The 18653-nt window shown below is 71.0% G+C and carries 17 protein-coding genes; 13 read left to right on the top strand and 4 right to left on the bottom strand.

Going from position 1 to position 18653, the window contains the following annotated elements; all coding sequences use genetic code 11:
- Positions 1-58: 58 nt before the first annotated feature.
- From ABD330_RS24590 to ABD330_RS24570, 5 genes are all read left to right on the top strand, one after another.
- On the top strand, positions 59-877 hold the full coding sequence (locus ABD330_RS24590) for an SH3-like domain-containing protein (RefSeq protein ID WP_344468154.1): 819 nt from the start codon (positions 59-61) through the stop codon (positions 875-877).
- 60 nt (positions 878-937) lie between these two features.
- Positions 938-1684, top strand: coding sequence for a thiocyanate hydrolase subunit gamma (gene scnC, locus ABD330_RS24585; protein WP_344468153.1), 747 nt, complete (start codon positions 938-940; stop codon positions 1682-1684).
- Positions 1681-2049, top strand: a complete 369-nt coding sequence (locus ABD330_RS24580) for a hypothetical protein (RefSeq protein ID WP_344468152.1) — start codon at positions 1681-1683, stop codon at positions 2047-2049. Before scnC ends, ABD330_RS24580 begins: the two co-directional genes overlap by 4 nt.
- A gap of 513 nt (positions 2050-2562) precedes the next feature.
- A complete protein-coding gene (locus ABD330_RS24575) occupies positions 2563-3435 on the top strand; it encodes an oxygenase MpaB family protein (protein WP_344468151.1) in 873 nt (290 codons plus the stop codon).
- A gap of 827 nt (positions 3436-4262) precedes the next feature.
- Positions 4263-4547, top strand: a complete 285-nt coding sequence (locus ABD330_RS24570; RefSeq protein WP_344468181.1) for a hypothetical protein — start codon at positions 4263-4265, stop codon at positions 4545-4547.
- Between the two features lie 25 nt (positions 4548-4572).
- Here the strand turns inward: ABD330_RS24570 and ABD330_RS24565 are convergent, their stop codons facing one another.
- Entirely contained in the window at positions 4573-5133 is a 561-nt protein-coding gene (locus tag ABD330_RS24565) for a MarR family winged helix-turn-helix transcriptional regulator (RefSeq protein ID WP_344468150.1), read from the bottom strand.
- A gap of 77 nt (positions 5134-5210) precedes the next feature.
- On the opposite strand from ABD330_RS24565, the gene ABD330_RS24560 reads away from it, so the two are divergent.
- Entirely contained in the window at positions 5211-7322 is a 2112-nt protein-coding gene (locus ABD330_RS24560) for an MMPL family transporter (RefSeq protein ID WP_344468149.1), read from the top strand.
- A gap of 127 nt (positions 7323-7449) precedes the next feature.
- Positions 7450-9060 (top strand): MFS transporter, encoded by a 1611-nt coding sequence (locus ABD330_RS24555; RefSeq protein ID WP_344468148.1) that lies wholly within the window; start codon positions 7450-7452, stop codon positions 9058-9060.
- A gap of 358 nt (positions 9061-9418) precedes the next feature.
- Here ABD330_RS24555 and ABD330_RS24550 read toward each other — a convergent pair whose 3' ends face one another.
- Positions 9419-10549 carry a PLL family lectin gene (locus tag ABD330_RS24550; protein WP_344468147.1) on the bottom strand — a complete coding sequence of 377 codons (1131 nt, stop codon included), beginning with the start codon at positions 10547-10549 and terminating at the stop codon, positions 9419-9421.
- Between the two features lie 398 nt (positions 10550-10947).
- Here ABD330_RS24550 and ABD330_RS24545 point away from each other — a divergent pair, with 398 nt between their 5' ends.
- Both ABD330_RS24545 and ABD330_RS24540 read left to right on the top strand, forming a co-directional pair.
- The gene (locus tag ABD330_RS24545) at positions 10948-11088 is read left to right on the top strand and encodes a hypothetical protein (protein WP_344468146.1); all 141 of its coding nucleotides are present in this window, start codon (positions 10948-10950) and stop codon (positions 11086-11088) included.
- A gap of 373 nt (positions 11089-11461) precedes the next feature.
- A complete protein-coding gene (locus tag ABD330_RS24540; RefSeq protein WP_344468145.1) occupies positions 11462-12688 on the top strand; it encodes a hypothetical protein in 1227 nt (408 codons plus the stop codon).
- A gap of 141 nt (positions 12689-12829) precedes the next feature.
- On the opposite strand, the gene ABD330_RS24535 is transcribed toward ABD330_RS24540, so the two are convergent.
- Positions 12830-12970 carry a hypothetical protein gene (locus ABD330_RS24535; protein ID WP_344468144.1) on the bottom strand — a complete coding sequence of 47 codons (141 nt, stop codon included), beginning with the start codon at positions 12968-12970 and terminating at the stop codon, positions 12830-12832.
- 63 nt (positions 12971-13033) lie between these two features.
- Between ABD330_RS24535 and ABD330_RS24530 the strand changes: the two genes are divergently transcribed.
- The 4 genes from ABD330_RS24530 to ABD330_RS24515 all read left to right on the top strand — a co-directional run bounded on the left by ABD330_RS24530 (position 13034) and on the right by ABD330_RS24515 (position 15541).
- Positions 13034-13594 carry a MepB family protein gene (locus tag ABD330_RS24530; RefSeq protein ID WP_344468143.1) on the top strand — a complete coding sequence of 187 codons (561 nt, stop codon included), beginning with the start codon at positions 13034-13036 and terminating at the stop codon, positions 13592-13594.
- Positions 13595-13664: 70 nt separating this feature from the next.
- Positions 13665-14441 (top strand): PIG-L deacetylase family protein, encoded by a 777-nt coding sequence (locus ABD330_RS24525; protein WP_344468142.1) that lies wholly within the window; start codon positions 13665-13667, stop codon positions 14439-14441.
- A 185-nt stretch (positions 14442-14626) separates the two neighbouring features.
- On the top strand, positions 14627-15124 hold the full coding sequence (locus ABD330_RS24520) for a hypothetical protein (protein WP_344468141.1): 498 nt from the start codon (positions 14627-14629) through the stop codon (positions 15122-15124).
- A gap of 129 nt (positions 15125-15253) precedes the next feature.
- On the top strand, positions 15254-15541 hold the full coding sequence (locus ABD330_RS24515; protein WP_344468140.1) for a hypothetical protein: 288 nt from the start codon (positions 15254-15256) through the stop codon (positions 15539-15541).
- A gap of 109 nt (positions 15542-15650) precedes the next feature.
- Here the strand turns inward: ABD330_RS24515 and ABD330_RS24510 are convergent, their stop codons facing one another.
- On the bottom strand, positions 15651-18209 hold the full coding sequence (locus tag ABD330_RS24510) for a collagenase (protein WP_344468139.1): 2559 nt from the start codon (positions 18207-18209) through the stop codon (positions 15651-15653).
- Between the last annotated feature and the right edge of the window lie 444 nt (positions 18210-18653).

Raw genomic sequence — 18653 nt, 5'->3', positions numbered from 1 at the left:
CCGGCATAGCCTCTGCCCGATCACGAACGCATAGCACTTCCTGCAGGAGGGACTGGCTGTGCCCAACTCTGCCATGGGGGACCACGTCAGTCAGTTGCGTCCCGCGCTCCACGAGTTCGAGGACTGGGTCTACCCCGACGGGTTCGCCCACTCACTCTTCGAAGCGTTCATGAAGAATCCGCACGACGTCGGCGGCGAGCCGGACGCGCCGGCGGTGTTCGAAGAGAAGCAGGAAGAGCAGTGGGAGCTCAACACGTTCGTGACGTGCGAGGTTCTCGCCTGGAGGGGCATCTGGACCTCCGAGGAGCGTCGCAGGCTCGGGAACGTCGATGTCGGCAGGACGCAGTACCACGGGCTGCCCTACTACGGCCGCTGGGCGCTGGCAGCCTCGCGCATCCTCGTCGAGAAGCGGTACATCACGCTCGGTGAGCTGATCGAGCGGGTCGCCGAGGTACGGCAGCGGCAGAGCGTCGACGGCGCGCTGACCGCCGATCCGCGGACGACCGGGGACGGCACGGCGGTGGTGAGGAACCGTCATCACGCCGAGGCGGTGGGCAAGGGCGACCCGCAGTGCTTCGCCGGCCAGGCGGGCGATCCCCGGTTCGCGGTCGGCGACCCGGTGCGGGTGCGGCAGTTGCCGACGCTCTTCTACACCCGGACCCAGGAGTACCTGAGGGGCGTGCGCGGGACCGTGGCGAAGGTTTCCTACGAGACGGTCCTGCCGGAGGACGAGGCGTTCGACCGTGAGGACCTGCGCCCGAAGTGGTACTACATCGTGCGCTTCGAGATGACCGACCTGTGGGAGGGGTACGCGGGCCTCCCGGGCGACACGCTGCAGGCGGAGCTGTCGGAGATGTGGCTCGAGCCGGCCGACTGACGGCGTCATCACACACCATCGGACGAGAGACACGAGCGGACGGGAGCTGAGATCAGCGAGATGGGCAAGAGTTCCGGGCACGACGACACGGCCCACGACGGCACGCATGCACCGATGGTGCAGGAGGTGACCGACTTCGAGGTGCTGGAGATCGCGCTCCGTGAGCTGGCGATCGAGAAGGGCCTGTTCACCGCCGAGGACCACCGCCACTACACGGAGTGGGCCGAGCAGATGGGGCCGGCTCCCGCCGCCCGCCTCGTTGCCAGGGCCTGGCTCGATCCGGGGTTCAAGGAACTGGCGCTCACCGACGCGCTCGCCGCCAGCCGGGAGGTCGGGATCGACTGGCTGCACGACCCGCCGACCGGCTTCGGGTCTCCCAGCGACTTCACCCTGCTGCACGTTCTCGAAGACACCCCCACCCTGCACCACGTGGTCGTGTGCACGCTGTGCTCCTGCTACCCGCGCCCGATCCTCGGGAACTCGCCCGAGTGGTACCGGACGCCGAACTACCGGCGTCGCATCGTCCGCTGGCCCCGCCAGGTGCTGGCCGAGTTCGGACTCCACCTCCCCGAGGGCGTCCAGGTCCGGGTCGAGGACTCCAACTCGAAGCACAGGTTCCTCGTGCTCCCGGTCCGGCCGGACGGGACGGAGGGCTGGACCGAGGACCAGCTGGCGGAGATCGTGACGCGCGACTGCATGATCGGGGTCGCACTGCCCAGGCCCGGCGTGACGTCGAATCCGTCCCGCCCCGAGCACGCGGCGGCCCGGCCGATCGCCGGCCACCAGCCCACCGAGGAGATCAGATGACGACCGCTCAGGACGTCAGCGGGACAACGGTGTCGACGCTCGACAGGATCGTGGCACAGGGGCAGGTCTGGCCACGGATGGCGGAGAAGTACGGCGTGACCAATCCCGTGCCGCCGTGGAAGTCGAGCCTCGACGGGATGTGTGACGCGCTCGACCGGGAGGCGACGGCACTGCCGCCGCTCTCCCGGCGCGAGGACGAGGATCAGCTCTCCCAGGGGGCGTACCAGGCGCTGCCGTTCCCCGAGAGCCAGCTCGTCGCCCTGGCCCACTCCCTGATCACGAGAGGGGTCGTCGACGAGGAGGCCCTGGCCGCCCGGATGGAGACCGTGCGCGCGCGGCTCGACGCCCACGACACCTGCGGCTGACCGCTCGGTGTCCCGGGAGGACGCGGTCCGGGGGCGGGGTGTTGTGTGCGTGCCGGGTGGTTGGGGGCCGCTGCAGGCGCGCCGCCCCCGAGTCAGCGTTCACTTCGGCGTGGTGACGGCGTGGTGCAGTCGTACCCGCGGTCGAGGGGCAGACCGATGAATGCGTCCCGGCCGACGTGTCGGCTATCGGGCGCCGGCGTGACGGCTGCCTGCGTGGAGGGCCGCAGAAGCCGCCGACGTCCGGGGCACAGGCGTCGAGGAGTGCCACGCCCGATGTCTTGTCCGTCCCCGACGGTTGGACGGCCGACTGCGAATCCGCTGGCCGCGGGCGCCTATCACGGTCACAGCACCGGCACCTGGCGTGCGGCCGTCGTGGCGACCTGGACCGCGGTCTGCACCAATGTGATCCAGCGGCGCTACCAGCATCGAGCACCCGCGTACGGGGCCTCGCCGACGGGGCGGCTGGTTGACTGGATGTTGTGGCCGTCGCCGGCCCTTCCTACTGTTGAGTGCATGGACGTCCACGGCCAACGTTTGCCCTGTGGTCCGCGGGAGCGGCTGGGGGCCGCGCTGTTCGCCAAGGTCGCCGGCCCCGACGGTGCGGCGGTGCGGCGGCGGATCCACCAGACCCCCGGGCCGCGCTGGTTCACCGCGGAGCGGGCGATCAGGACGGTTCACGGCGACGCGGCGATGTTCGTCGGCGGCTTGGCCGCCCTGCTGGTCCAGTCGCTGCACCCGGCCGCCATGGCGGCCGTCTCCGGCCACTCGGGCTACCGGAGCGATCCCTGGGGCAGGCTCCAGCGCACCAGTACCTTCCTCGCGGTCACCACCTTTGGCACCGCCGAGGACGCCCGGGCAGCGGTCGAGCGGGTCTGTGCCGTGCACGCCCGCATCCGGGGTACGACCCCGGCCGGTCTGGTGTACCGGGCGGACGACCCTCACCTGCTCGCATGGGTCCACGCGGCCGAGACCGACAGCTTCCTGCGCGCGCACCAGGCCTACGGGGCGGAACCGCTGGACGCGGCGGGCTGCGACGCGTACGTGGCGGACATGGCCGAAGTGGGCGCCGCGCTCGGCGTGCAGGACCCGCCCCGGACCCGGGCGGATCTCACCGCCGTGGTCAGGTCGTACCTGCCCGAGCTCGCCCGGACGAGGGAGGCCGGGGACGCCGCTCGGTTCCTGCTCCTGCACCCGCCCATCCCCTGGCCGGCTCGCCCCGCCCACGGCGCGCTGGCCGTCGCCGCAGTCGATCTCATCGCACCGGAGCACCGGCGCCTCCTGGGCCTGCCACTGCCTTCGCTTGTCACGGCTGCGGCCCGCCCGCTCGGCCACGCGGTCGTCCAGACGATCCGTTGGGCGCTGCCCGCGCCGGGCGAGGCCGTCTGACCGAGACACGGGACCGGGGAAAGTGCCGACCGTGTCAGGAGCGACCCGGGCCGCGAGACCTGCGAGGGGCCGTCGGCCCGAGAGGGACCGGCGCCCCTCTCAACGCGCCTTGCAAGAAGCCCGGTGGAGTGGCCGTCGGTGCTTCTGCGCGATAGCAATCCGTAGATATGACATCTACGCTGCGTAGTGCTGGTAGGAGAAGCGCATGAAGGCCGAACACTGCTCCGTGGGGGGAGCACGCCTCGGACCTGGCCGCCGGCAACGGGCTCGGCTGTGCTCGTGGGGGAGCGTCAGCTGAGCCAGTCAGGCCTTCACGGGGGCAGTCCGGCCTCGCCGAGAGCATGCTGCACCAATCCAACGGGAGTCGGTTCGGACTTGCCGATCGAGATCGGCGCGTCCGCCGTGATGATCCTGGAGCCTTCCCGAGCCGGCCGGCTCCGGCTTCCTGCCTCACCCTTCGTTGCCTGGCATCGCGTGGGCGGCGGCAACCGCAGCGGGCCCGCGCCGACCGGTTGCCGCACGTGATACGCCGCGTGCCGAGCGAGGGCGCTCCGGTGTAGCGCGGCGCCAGGAGGGGTGGTGCTTGTCCGGGCAGTGCGGTCAGGCTCTGCCCGCTGCAGGTTCTGCACGCCGGCCTGCGCGCAGTGCCGTCGGCGAGGTGGTGCCCTCGGCAGTTGTGTGCAGCTGGTGCTGTCCGCGCCTTCCTGGTGGGACCGGGCAGACGGGCGGACCCATTTGGTGCGCAAGCGTTGCGAGTTCGGGTCAGGTGGGCGGTTGCGCGCAGGCTGGCAACGGGGCACTGGTACGAGGTGGAGGGAGTGATGGCGATGGCGATCGTCCGCAGGCTTCACGGGGCCGGGATCACCAGTGAGCACGCCTACGCGGCAGCGTTCGGCGCGGTGGGCCTGTCGTTCCTGAGCTGGATCATCTCGATGAGGGCGGAGCACGCCGGAGTGGAACGGGCAGACCGGTGGGGCATCTTCGTCGGTGAGTGGGCGCCGACGTTCTTCGGTCTCGGCCTGGCCCTCGCGCAGTACGAGAAGGCTCCGGAGGATGCGGATGACCGTCGCGGCGCCTGGGTCGACCGCCGGGCGGGGGCCGGGCCGGACTGAGGGCCGGCACCCGACCGGGCCCGTTCTACTGCACGCCGGGCCCGGGAGCCTTAACGTCGCCCGTGTCCTGGTCGAGGTAGCGGCGGCAGGCCGAGGCCACGTTCTCGAGGTAGCGCTGAGCGCCGGCTCGCTCGGCCTCGGAGAGGTCGTCGGAAGCGGCGAAGACGAGGCCGAGGAGCGGTGCGAGCTGGCCCATGACATGGTCGAAACCGCTCTCCGTGACGTCCAGTACTTGGCGGCGCCGGTCGTCGGGGTGGGGGCCTCGGGTCATGTGGCCCTCGGACACGAGCCGGTTCACCGACTGCGTACCGGCGGCGCTGGTGACGCCGAGCCTGCGCGAGAGTTCCACCGGCCCGATCGGCTGCCCGGCGCCCTTGGCCATGATGACGTGCTCGACCGCCTCCACGTTCGTGAGCGGCATGCCCAGGCGCTGGGCGAGTGCGGCGCGCGCCAGCTGGGTGAGGGTCAGCACCTCGCGCAACGCGTTCGAGAGCACGTCGCCCGCCTTCTCGCCGGCACGCAACCCCGAGAGTCCACTGGTCCCATCCGGTTCGCGGCCGGCTCCGAAGGAGTGATGTTGCGCCATGACGGCAATTCTGACACGGTAGAAATCGCTAAGCTACTTAACGACTCCCCAGAGGGTGCGTTCCCGTATCCCGAACCATGACCGGCCGCCCGCGCCGGTCCGCCCCCAGCACCGGTTCCGCCGAGGCCCCCAAGCGGCCCCGCGCGATCGCCTGGCTGGTCCTGCTTCTCGCCGTCATCGGCCTGGGCGCCGCCTCCGCTCTCGGCCCCACCGACGCCACCACCACCAAGGCCACCGGCACCTCCCTCCCGGCCTCCTCCCAGTCGGCCAAGGTCGCCGCCATCGTCAAGACCTTCCCCACCGGTGCCGTCGCACCCGCGATCGTCGTCTACAGCAACACCGACGGCAGCCCCCTCACCGCCGCCCAGCAAGCCCTCGTCACCGAGCACTCCTCCTCGCTCGGCGCGCTCGGGCTGGCACCCCGGGCCGCACGCCCCGAGGTCCTCCAGGACAAAGCCGCCACCGTCGCGGTCCTGCTGCCCACGGACGCCGGCGACGACCAGAACACCCCCACCATCGACCGGATCCGCGCCACCGCCTCCGCGAACCTCGCCGCACCCCTGCAGGCCCAGGTCACCGGCGGACCCGCCTTCCGTGCGGACGTCACCAAGGTCTTCGCCGGCGCCGACACCAACCTCCTGATCGCCACCGCCTCGGTCGTCGCAGTCCTCCTCCTGATCACCTACCGCAGCCCCGTCCTGTGGCTGGTGCCCCTCCTGGTCGTCGGCGCCGGCGACCGGACGGCCGGCATCCTCGTCGGTGTCCTCGCCCCGCACGCCGGAGTCCAGGTCGACGCCTCCGCGGCCGGAATCCTCTCCGTCCTCGTCTTCGGCGCCGGCACGGACTACGCCCTGCTCCTGGTCTCCCGATACCGCGACGAACTCCACCTCACCGACGACCGGTTCACCGCGATGGCCCGCGCCTGGCGAGGCACCGCGCCCGCAGTCCTCGCCAGCGGCACCACCGTCGTACTCAGCCTGCTGACCCTGCTTGCCGCCGAACTCACCGGCAACCGCGGCCTGGGCTTCGCCGGCGCCATCGGCATCCTCGCCGCCATGCTGTTCGGCCTCGTCGTCCTGCCCGCCGTCCTGGTGCTTCCCGGCCGGTGGCTGTTCTGGCCGCTCGTGCCCAAGGTCGGCGCGCCCGTCACAGCCGACCGCCGGGGCCTGTGGGCCCGCATCGGCCAAGCCGTCGCCAAGCGCCCAGCCCAGGTCGCCGTCGCAGGAACCGCCGTCCTGCTCCTCCTCGCCTCCGGAGCCCTCGGCCTCACCACCGGCCTCGCCCAGGCCGACTCCTTCCGCAAGACCCCCGAGGCCGTCCTCGGCCAGCGCACCCTCGCCGCCGTCCGGCCCGCCGGCGCCGTCGACCCCCTCACGCTGCTGTCCACCGCCGCCACCGGCGACCAGATCGTCCAAACCGCCCGCCAAGTCCCCGGCGTCTTCGCCGTCACCTCCGGGGCGCACACCGACCGGTGGGCCCGCGCCGACGTCATCCTCGACTCCGCGCCCGGCACCGCGGCCTCCGACCGCACCATCCGCCTGCTCCGCGAACGCGTCGCCCAAGTCCCCGGCGCCGACGCCCTAATCGGCGGCACCACCGCCGAGGCCTATGACACCTCCCGAGCCAACGCCCACGACACCCGCGTCGTCGTCCCCCTGGTCCTGGTGATCGTCCTCGTCGTCCTGATCGCCCTGCTGCGCGCCCTCGTCGCACCGGTCCTGCTCGTGGTGACCGTCATCCTGTCCTACTTCGCCGCCCTCGGCGCGAGCTGGACGATCTTCCGCACGGTCTACGACTTCCCGGCCGTGGACACCAACGTCCCCCTGCTGTCGTTCCTCTTCCTCGTCGCGCTCGGCGTCGACTACAACATCTTCCTCATCGCCCGCACCCGCGAGGACACCGTCACAGGCCACGACACCCGAGGTGCCGTCCTGCGCGCCCTCGCCTCCACCGGCGGCGTCATCACCAGCGCCGGCATCCTGCTCGCCGCCGTGTTCGCCGTCCTCGGAGTCCTGCCGCTCATCACGCTCACCCAGATCGGCATCATCGTCGGCACCGGCGTCCTCCTCGACACCCTCCTGGTGCGGACCGTCCTCGTCCCCGCCCTGGTCCTGCTCACCGGGCGGCGCTTCTGGTGGCCCGGCCGGCCCGAGAGCGTCCGCCCCGCCGAGAAGATTCCGGCGACCTGAGCCGACGGGACGGCGTGCCACCACTCCGGCGGAGCGTCGTCCCGCACCCTCGCCCGGCCGGTCGACGCCCCGTCACATCCCGGGCACACCAGCCCCCCTGCCTGCGGACCGCCCCAAGGAGCCGATCGTGCCCACACCCCCCGCGACCACTCCCACGGCCGACCGGGCCCCCGCCTCACGCCACCGCTGGTGGGGCCTGGTCGCCATCAGTCTCGGCGTCTCCCTCATCATCGTCGACTCCACGATCGTCAACGTCGCCATCCCCAGCATCGTCGACGACCTGCACATCACCTCCAGCGGCGCCCAATGGGTCCAGGAGACCTACACCCTGGTCTTCGCCGCCCTCCTGCTCCTGATGGGACGAACCGGCGACCGGCTGGGGCGACGCCGCGTCTTCCTCGCCGGAACAGCCGTGTTCACCGTGGCGAGCGCCGCCGCCGCTATCGCCCCGACCGGCTCCTTGCTGATCGCCGGCCGCCTCCTGCAGGGCATCGGCGGCGCCATGATCCTGCCCACCTCCCTGTCACTGATCAACGCCACCTTCCGCGGCCGTGAGCGCGGACAGGCCTTCGCGATCTGGGGCTCCACCATCGGCGGCACCGCCGCACTCGGCCCCCTCCTCGGCGGCTACCTCACCACCCACTTCTCCTGGCGCTGGGCGTTCGCGATCAACCTGCCGCTCGGACTCCTGGTCGCGATCGGCACCCTGCTGTTCGTCACCGAGAGCCGCGACGAACGGGCCGAGCACGGAGCCGACCTCGCCGGCGCGGTCCTGTCCGTGACCGGCTTCACCGGAATCGTCTTCGGACTCATCGAAGGCCGCACCTACGGCTGGTGGACCCTGCGCCAACCCTTCACCGCCCTGGGCCTGAACCTCCACCACGGGCTCTCCCCCGTGCCCGTCGCCTTCGCGATCGGACTGGCCTCGCTCGCCCTGTTCGTGACGGTCGAACTGCGCCGCAACAGGCAGGGGCGCACCGCCCTGCTCGACCTCCGACTCTTCTCCATCCCCTCCTTCCGCAACGGCAACGCCGTCGCCGGCATCGTCAGCCTCGGCGAGTTCGGCATCCTGTTCTCCGTGCCCCTCTGGTTCCAAAACGTCCTCGGCTACTCCGCCTTCGACGCAGGCCTCGCCCTGCTTCCGCTCGCCGTCGGAAGCTTCGCCGCCAGCGGCCTGAGCGCCGCCCTCGCTCCCAGAATCGGCACCCTCAACCTCGTCGTCGCCGGCATCGCCTGCGAAGTCGTCGGAGTCGCCGGCATCGGCCTGGTCCTCGCCCCCGACGGCCCCGGCTGGCCCGTACTGCCCTTCCTCTTCGTCTACGGGATCGGCGTCGGCTGGGCCACCGCGCAGATCACCGGAGTCGTCCTCGCCGACGTCCCCGTCGCACAGTCAGGACAGGGCTCCGGAACCCAGAGCACCACCCGACAGATCGGCTCCGCCCTCGGCATCGCCCTCCTCGGAACAGTCCTCTTCACCAACCTCGCCGGCGACCTCTCCCACGCCCTGCAGTCCGACGGCCTCCCGCCCACCCAGGCCACCGCCATCGCCTCCACCGTCCAGGCCAGCGCCGGAACCGCCATCCAACCGCTGCTCGCCAACCCGGCCACCCATCAGGTCGGCGAGCGGGCCCGCGAATCCTTCACCCAGGCGACATCCCTCGCCGCGTACACGGCAGCAGGCGCCCTGTCCCTCGGCCTCCTCGCCGCCCTCCGCCTCAAGCGGACCATGGCGGGCTGAACGCCCGCCTCCTGCCCGGGCTGCCCTGCCCGGACACACGCTTCGGTGCTCGCCCCGACCGGGCGGGCCGCCAAAGCCGGAGCCGCCTCCCAGCTCGGAGCTGACGCCCGTGACCCGAGCACCGCACCTGTGGCTGACGAGGTCCGCAGGCGGGAACGCCAAGCGCGGCCCGCAGCGTATCGCCCGTGCCGTCCGCCCTCGCGGCGAAGCGCGGCGCTGGGTTCTGCCGGCCGCCGCGGGCCCCGTAGCCGTCCGAGACCACCTTCGTCCCCTGTCGCTGTGGACGCGGATGCCATCCCGGTTCCTGCCCAGGTCGGGGGACGGACAGCCGAGTTCGAACCCCTGGGTCGTCTGACGACTACAGCACAGGCTGCCCGTGCGAGACCCACGCCGACCACGAGTCGCTGACATTGGCCACCGGCTGCCACTTGTGCCACAGGTTGCCGTCGCGGCCGACACAGAACAGCTCCAGGCGGCCGTCGCCGCTGCGCCCGAGGGCCGGTGCGGCGTCGGTGAAGCCTCCACCCGCCGATCCCTCGGACACCCAATCGGACCAGCCGTTGCTGGCCGCGGTCTGCCAGCGGTGCCAGACGTTGCCGTCGAGGCCGGTCATGAACAGCTCCAGGCGCCCGTCAGCGCTGTTGCCCACGACGGGGTGGTCGAGGAGTCCGCCGCCGGCGGTTCCCTCGGAGACCCAGTTCGACCACGGCGCGGCCGTACCGACGGCCGTCTGCCAACGGTGCCACAGGGTGTTGTCGGCCCCACGGACGAACAGATCCAGGCGTCCGTCGGCATTCCGCCCGGTGGCGGGGCGGTCGTCCAGTCCGTTGCCGGGCTTGCCGAAGGACGTCCAGCCCGACCAGCCACCGCCGGCCACCGTCTGGTGGATGTTCCAGAGCGCCGCCTGGGCGTCGACGACGAAGACCTCGACGCGGCCGTCCCCGGACCGGCAAGCCTCGACCGGGCCGGTGAGCAGGCTGCCGGGTGGCTGGCCGTGGCCGATCCATCCGGTCCAGCCGTTACTCCATGCGGTCTGCTCCAGCCGCCAGAGCGAGCCGCCGGCCACGAACAGCTCCAGCCGCCCATCGGCGTTCGCGGAGATCCCCGGAGCGGAGAAGCCGATGCCGGAGGGGTCCGGCGGTGAGCCGTGGCTGATCCACTGGGACCAGCCATTGCTCCACGCCGTCTGCCATGCGTGCTGCAAGCCGTCCCCGGCAACGAAGAGTTCGAGCCTTCCGTCGCCACTCGGGGCGAGCGCCGCCGGCCAACTCCCACCGACTCCCCGCCGCTCCCACCCCGACCAGCCGTTACTCCACGCCGTCTGCCAGATGTGCCAGAGCGATCCGTCGATCCCGAAGACGAACAGCTCCAGCCGTCCATCCCCGCTGGCGGCCACCTGCGGTGCACCGAAAAGCCTTGGCATAGTCGATCCCTTGCTAGCTTGGTCACCCAGAGTTCCCATCGTGCCACGCAACGTCACGATCGGCATGAAGGGGAGGCCCCCGCGAGCGCCGGCAGTCGACCTCCGGGCCTCGCCCCTCCACACTGGTTCCGGCCGACCCAAACACTCCGACGTCGGCCGGCGCCGTCCCAACTTCTGGTCGTCCACGAATACGCACGCCTCACCTGGCAGAGCCGGCAGTTCCGGTGCGTGGCGGCAGCTCGCCGGATGCGGCTCGGCACTGCCGCACACCTCGGACAGCACCGTGACGTCGAGCAGCCGGCGACGCCAGGCTCCCGCCATGGGCCACATCGGACCGGGCGACACCGACGGACCCCTACCGGGACCACCTGCGGCAGCGCCGAGCCGCCGACTCAGCCGTCCCCGTCACCCAACTACCGTGCGAGATCAAGGAAAAGGGCTACGGCGGCAGCGCGAACCCGCTGGTGCGCCACCTCACCCAGGGCCGCGCCGAGGGCGACCGGCCCGTCACCACCACCGGCCGCCCGGCCCGGCTCCTGCTGACCCGGCCCGACAATCCACGTGCCAAGGATGTCGAGCTCCTGCGGCACCTCACCGCCACCTGAGCCGAGATGGCCGAACTGGTCTGCCATGTCCGCGAGTTCACCCAACTCCTGACAGGCCACGATGGAAGCGGCGGGGGCCGGTGCAGCAGTTGCCGTGGCGGCCCGACGGGCTCCGGCTGCTCGGTGTCCGCGCCCCGGCACCTCCCTGCCCGGCGTTCACCCGAACGAGCGCACAGCACGGCAGCATTGACCCCGGCGGCCCGGATACGGCCGTCTGACGGATGCTCGGCCCGGCACAGCAGCCGACCGGCCCATCACCCACCTCCGGTGGCTCAACGTGAGGAGAGGGACGCGGAGGGTTGTGATCGGATGATCACAACCCCTCCCGGACGCCGTCCCCAGCGGCGTCCGTCCCTTCGATCGAGAGGTTCCCATGCTCCCCACCGCACGTCGCAGCACCTGCGGCCGGCGCCTCGCCCGGCGCCTCGGTGTCGCCGGTGCCGCGCTGGCCGTGGCCGCCGCCCAGCTGCTGGCCGCCCCGGTCGCCGGCTCCAGGGGCCCTGGGCCGGCCACCCCGCAGACCGCAGCGCCCAACGCCATCACGCTGGGCGAGAACCAGCTGCCGTTCACCACCCGGTACGAGCACGACATGCACGGCTCGATCACCCGGATCAGCAACAGTCTGATGACCTGTGACGAGACCAAGGTGCCGCCGCTGGATCCCAACCAGGCGGCATGTGTGGACGCCCGCAAGGGCGACGGCCCCCTCCCGATCAACAACAACTTCTTCATGAAGTACATCAACATCGACCCGAACGGCGTCGGCCCGTCCGGTGACCCGATCTACTCCGCCAGCTCCGCGGACCTCCATCTCCTGGACGGCTCCGAGGTCAAGTACGCCCGCCTCTACTGGGGCGGGACACGGGGCATCGGCACGAAGGTCCTGCCGGAGAGCAAGATCGACGAGGTCTACCTCAAGCTGCCGGGCAACACTCAGTACACCAACATCGCCAACGACCAGCCCTCCATCGGGTACATCACCACCACCGACGAGAGCAGCTACCAGGCCTCCGCCGACGTCACCGACCTGGTGAAGGCGCACGGCAACGGCACCTACACCGTGGGCAACATGAACTCCGTGGTCCAGCCCCACAGCTGGGGCGGCTGGACGATCGTGGTCGCGTACGAGAACCCCTGCCTGCCGTACCGCAACATCCACCTCTGGGACGGCTTCCAGGTCGAGCTGCCCGACACCCCGTCCCGCACGATCGAGCTGACCGATCTGAAGACCCCGGGCACCGCCGACACGGACGTGCGCGGCAAGCTCGGGTACGTGGTCTACGACGGCGACCTCAAGTGGACCGGCGACACCGTGGCGGTCCGGACCAACACCAGCCCGATGACGCACTTCACCGACATCAACCACCAAGCCGACGACGCGTTCAACTCCACCATCGAGGAGCTGGACCCGATCGACCGGTTCAAGCGGAACCCGTACAACCGGAACAACTTCGGCTACGACTCCGATACTTGGGACATCTCGAATCTCCTGCACGTCGGTGACGACACCATCACCGTCACCTTCGACACCGTCAAGGACGGCTACAACCTGGGCGTCTTCTTCACCCACATCGACCTGAGCTGCCAGCCCCGGGCCTGAGCACAGCGGCACGGAAGCAGTCCCGTGGGTCCGGCCCTCCCACCCAGGGCCGGGCCCACTCCCGTGCGCGCCACCGCCCGGTCACCCCACCCGGCCGACCACCTCGCCCGACCCATCGGCCTTCTGACAGTCCGGACGGGCCTACTTCGAGAAGGAGCCGAACAGGTCGGCGGCGACCTGCGAGGTGCCCGCGAAGTCGTACACATCGAAGGCGCCGTCGGCGCGGAGCGGCGTCGCCCGGTCGAGAGCTGCACGGCGTTGCAGCAGTACACCCCCGATCACGCCCCCACCGGTGTGCTGCTCATCAAGCGGCCAACGTCAGACCGCCCGTGACAGAGTGGGCGGATGACCACGGACCGCGAGCACTCAGCCGGCCTCCGCCCGGAACCCTGGCTGGGCACCGCGCCGGCCCACGGAGATCTCGTCGCGGCGAAGGCGCTCGTCTACGACCGCTGCGGATTCACGTGTTCGCAGCCGGTCCCCGAGGCCGAGAGTGCCGAGTACGCCGCCTGCGCGTTCACCCTCGACGGCCGCGCCGTCCGGTTCCGCGCCGCCAGGACGACCCCCACCAAGGCCGGCCAGTTCGTCACCGTCTGGAAGAGGTCCCCGGCCGGGCCCATCCAGCCCTTCGATGTCACGGATCCAGTCGACCTGTTCGTCATCAGCACCCGCGAGGATCACGACTTCGGCCAGTTCGTCTTCCCCGTGGACGCGCTCCGCCGGCACGGCGTCGTCTCGGCAGACGGTGCGGGCGGGAAGCGGGCCTTTCGCATCTACCCGCCCTGGGTGACCCCTCCCAACCGCCAGGCCGGCAGCACGCAAGCGTGGCAGCTGGGCTTCTTCCTGCACCTGCACCAGGACGGGCCCGTCGACCTGGCCCGCGCCCGAGAGCTCTACCACCCGTAGGACGGTGCCGGCACCGGCCGTCACACCACCACCCGCATCCCGGTCCGCTTCCCGAGAAAGGGCCGCCGCCATGACGACGCCCTCATCCCTGCCGAGCCTGCTCGCGGTGTGCGCCCACCCGGACGACGAAGCCCTGCTCGCCGGCGGCGTCCTGGCCCGGCACGCGGCGGCGGGAGCGCGCACCGCCGTCGTCACCGCCACCTGGTCGCCGGACAGTCACCGAACCGCCGAACTCGCCGACTCCCTCCGGATTCTCGGCGCGGGCGAGCCGCGCATGCTCGGCTACGCCGACGCGGGCATCCCCGAGTCGGCGCCCGGCCGGGCGCGGCTGCTCGACGCCCCGCTCGACGAGGCGGTCGGGTCGGTTGTCCGGCACCTGCGTACGGCCCGGCCCGATGTCGTCGTCACCCACGACGCCTACGGCCAGTTGACGGGCCACCCGGATCACGTGCACACCCACCGGGTGACCCTCCTTGCCGCACATGCCGCGGGACTTGAGCACCTCTACCCCGAGGCAGGGGCACCCTGGCGACCGCGGGCGGTCTACCTGGCGACTCATCCGCACGCGGGCGTCGGCGAGTTGGGCCCCTTCCTGGCGCGGGTCGGTAAGAAGGTGCTCAGCGTGCCGGACGAGCAGGTCACCGCGGCCGTCGACGTACGGCCGTGGCTCCGGCAGAAGTGGGACGCCGTCCTCGCGCACCGGAGCGAAGTGGCCCGGGAACGCTCGCTGCCCGGCATCCTGGCCCGCCTCCCGGCCGACGCCCGGGACCGGATCCTCTCCACCGAGTACTACACGCGCCTCGACATCAACCCCGTACCGGGCGGCCTGACCGGGCTGACGACCTGACCGGCACGCCTGGCCCCGGGGCACCGCGCCGGGAGGGGCGGTGGGGCCGGGTTCCCGCTCCGTCAGGGCGGTGGCTCGGCCCGGGTGGTGGCGGCGGAAGCGGGTCGAACGGGTCCGGTCGTACCGGGTGAGGCGCCGCACCGGTCGGCCGCCCGACGCCGGGCGAGGCTCGCTAGAGTGACCGCATGGCATCACTGGGAAGTCACGCCAACGTGTGGGAGACCTGCCTCCAGCTCCTGCGCCGTCGGGGCTACCACCTGAAGGTGGAGCTTCTGTCCGACGAGGAGGACGAGGAGGACGAGACCGGACAGGACGCCTGGCTCGCCGAGAAGGACGGGTTCACCTTCTGGGGGGACAATCCGATCGAGCTGCTGGGCCTGGTCGCCGTGTACGAGGACACGCGGCCCGAGGAGGACCGGCCCTACTGGTGGTCCGTGAAGACCGTGCGAGAGCGCCCGAGCCTGCGCGAGCAGCTCGTCGACGAAGCGTTCGCCGCCCAGGACGCCCGCGTGGCGGAGTTCGCCGCACAGCGGGAGCGCGACCCGGAGGCCTGGGAGGCGGAGATCCGCGCGGCCTTCTGCCTGGTCGGCGGCGAGATCCACGCGGCGGGTCATCTCGGGCTCCCTCGCGTGGAGATGCGGCGGATCCTCACGGATCCACGCCTCGCCGACCTGCGGGACTAGCCTCCTGGCCTTGACGAGCCGGGCCGGCCGAGGCCCGGGCCGTGGCGGCCGCCGCCCTGTCCACCTGCCCCCGTCGACTCTGCGACGACGGCGGTCTGGGACACTCCTTCGACGAAAGGAGGTCCCCGCATGAAGGACCCGTTGCAGGTCAGAGCACTGAAGCCCCCCAGGCCCAACCGTTTCGACGGTCTCACACGCTGGCAGAAGGCGCTCTGCCTGCTCCCGCTGGCGCTGCTGTTCCTCGGAGGTGCCGTGGGAGGCGGATTCGGGTGTCTGGGCATGCTCGCGAGTGTGGCGATCGCGAAGACTCGGCTGGGCGCTCCGCTGAAGGTCCTCGCGATGCTGGGAGTCCTGCTGGCCACGGTCGTGCTCTACTTCTGTGCCGTTGTCCTGCTGAGCAACGGCCTGACCGGCTGACGGCCGGTCCGGACGGGCCCGTCACCGCGGCCCCGCCGGACGACGCGGGGCAGCCACGACGACGGCACAGTGCCGTCGGCGTGGCTGCCCGGGTGGGTGTGGCGCCTGGTCAGAACTGGGTGCTGACCGTCACGCCGCTGAAGTCGGTGTTGGCGTAGAGGCTGATGTAGCGGTAGCCGGCCGTCGGGTTGGTGACGGTGATGGCCTGGGTGGTGCCGGGGTTGGTGGACGAGGCGGTGAAGGCCTTCGGCGACGCCCAGCCGGTCGGGTTGTAGTAGAGCGAAGCGGTACCGGTGCCGCCGGAGGTGGAGACCTTCAGCGTGCTGGTGCCGGCCGGCAGGTAGACGTACATGTAGTCCGTGTTGCCGGCGGCCTCGGTACGGCCCGTCCGCGAGCAGTTCTGGCCCATCGCGTCGGTGCGCACGTCGGTGCAGGCCGGCAGGGTGGTCCCGGCGCCGACGGCCACGGTGACCGAGGCCGGGGTGCTGGCGCTCTTGCCCGCGCTGTCGGTGGCGGTCAGGGCGACCGTGTAGGTGCCGGCGGCGGCGTAGGTGTGGGTCGGGTTCTGCTGGTCGGACGAGGTGCCGTCACCGAAGGTCCAGTGCCAGGCGGAGAGCTTGGCGGAGCTGGCGGTCTCGACCGACCTGTCGGTCAGGCTGACCGTGGCACCGCTGACCGACTGGTCGAACAGGGCCGTCGGGCCGGCGGCGAAGCAGGAGCCGGCGGCGCAGGTGCCGAGCCAGCTGTCGAAGTCGGCGTCGTAGCCGGTGCCGATGCTGTTGTAGACGGCGTAGGCGCCCTGGTAGTCACCGGCGCGGAAGTGGCCGAGCATGGCGGTGATGTCGGCCGGGTGCTTCTCGAACATGTACCGGACGGCGAGGTAGCCCCACGGGTAGACCCGGGTCGAGTCCGAGTTGTCGTAGGTGTTCTGGAAGATCGTGCTGAGCTTGTAGGTGTGCTTGGCCGCCTCCGACATCGCCTGGGTGTCGGTGGTGCCGCGGTAGGCGTACGACTCGTACTCGGCGACGCCTTCGATCCACCAGATGTCCGGGACGGAGATCTCGGTGCCGAAGTTGCCCTTCATGTCGTAGATGCCGTCGAGGTAGTGCGTGTACTCGTGGTTGAGGTTCCACACGTTGGCGGTGAAGCCGTCGTTCCAGGACTTCTGGTACATCACCGAGACGGCCTGGTTGTTCGGGTCCGTCGGGTCCATGACGGTCTGGCCGCCGTTGTCGGTCGAGTTGCCGAAGATCGCCCAGGAGTAGTTGACGTAGTCGGCGTTGTTGCTGAAGACGCCCAGCGTGATGATCTTGTCGTACTGGCCGGGGACCGGGCCGTTGTCCTTGACCATGTTGTGGAAGAACGTGTCCTCGCCCTGGAGGCTGGCGCAGACCGCGGCCAGGTCGGCCGGCGAGAGCGACTCGGTCTCGAAGGTGCGGTTGCCGCAGACCAGTTGGTGCGGCAGGATCGCGGCGGTCAGCTTCGCCGGCAGGTTGCAGGTGCCGTAGTACGAGCACTGGGCGGCGTCGTACGCGTTGGCCTGGTAGGCCGTGTGCACGTACAGCGGGCCGGTGACACCGGTCATCTGGGCGGAGTCGAGCACCGACTTCACCAGCGGCTTCGCCACGGCCTCGATGGTGGCGTTGTCACCGGCGATCCGGGCGAGGTCGTTGCCCGCGTTGACGTCGAGGAAGGCGTTCGCCCCGCCGAGCAGGTCCTTGTGGTTGATCGCGAAGCTGCTCAGGGTGCTGAGGATGCTCGGGTCCGCGCTGACCGCGCCTACGAAGTCAGGGTTCCAGTTGGCCCGCCAGAGCGGCGCCGACAGCACGGAGTTGACCGCGTTCACCAGCTTCGGGAACGCGTTGTAGGTGCTGTTGTAGCCGTTCAGGGTCTGCTTGTAGACGTTCAGGTAGCTGCCCTGGAGGTTCGCGCTGTCGGTGAGGACCAGCACGTCGTAGAGCACGCTGCCGTTGTTGTCGCTGACGTCCGTCCAGTGCTTGCCCGCGAAGAACGCGTCGAGGCCGGCCTTGGTGGCACTGGTGAGCGCGGCGGAGTACGGGCCGACGGCGCCCGCGTTGTAGGACTGGACGTAGTAGCCGGCCCGCAGGAAGATCGCGAGCTGCCAGATCCCGGTCGAGTCGTCGCCGGTGTAGTTGGCCGCCAGGGCCTGGAAGGCCTTGGCGACGGTGAGCATCTGCTGCTCCTTGAAGATGTTGCCCGCGTCGGTGCCGGTGACGTTGAACAGCGTGTTGACGCAGGTCGTGGTCGAGCCCTGGATGAAGGAGACCAGGGCGGCCCCGCTGCGGCTGCCGAAGTCGGCCGGGGTGCAGGTCTGCGCGTCGGCGGCGGCCGGGCGGGGGGCGGTCCTCGCCGTGGCCGGCTGGGCCGGGCGGGGGGTGGTCTGCACGGCCGTGCCGGCCGGCTGGCCCATCACGACCTGGCCGAGCAGGGCCGGCGGCAGCGGGGCCGCGGTGGGGGCGACGTCCTGCGAGCCGGCGGCGACGATCGGCCCGAGCGGCCGGGGCACGGCGGGCGAGGTGGTGGCCGCCGACTTGGCGGTGGCCGGACGGGGTGCGGCCAGCGCGGGCGCGGGCAGCAGGGTGGCGGCGGCACAGCCGGCGGCGACGACGCCGGCCATGAGGGAGGGGAGCGATATTCGCAGACTCACTGCTGGGTCCTTCTCCTGTGGGGGAGTTAACTGAGCGTCAAGCGCGGCGAGGGGGAGTTGTCATGCATCCTGCCACCGGATGAGCGAATGAACAATGTCACACGTCATATAACTTTGCCGAGCCGGACGATGGGCAATTCGTAGCCGGTTGACGACTCTGGGTCACGAGGCGACCGCGCCTGGGTGTCGGGCGGTCGGGTTATGCAATATCACACGTGGCATGTCAGGCCTTGCCGCTCACCTTCGCGCCGCACCGAGGCCGCGTCAAGCCCCCCGGCCGATCCACGGCTTCGAATCGGGCGGCTTGACCCGAAATCAGCCGACCGCCCAGCTCACGGCGATGACGACGACAGCGCGGAGCGCGACCCCACTCCCCGGCTTTCCCGAGGAGTCCACCCCGCCCCCACCGCGGGTCGGCCGACACCCGGTCGAGCGGGCTGGCGT

The organism is Kitasatospora kazusensis (genome assembly GCF_039529945.1).
GTDB lineage: Bacteria > Actinomycetota > Actinomycetes > Streptomycetales > Streptomycetaceae > Kitasatospora > Kitasatospora kazusensis.
This window is presented reverse-complemented; position numbering and strand designations above follow the sequence as displayed.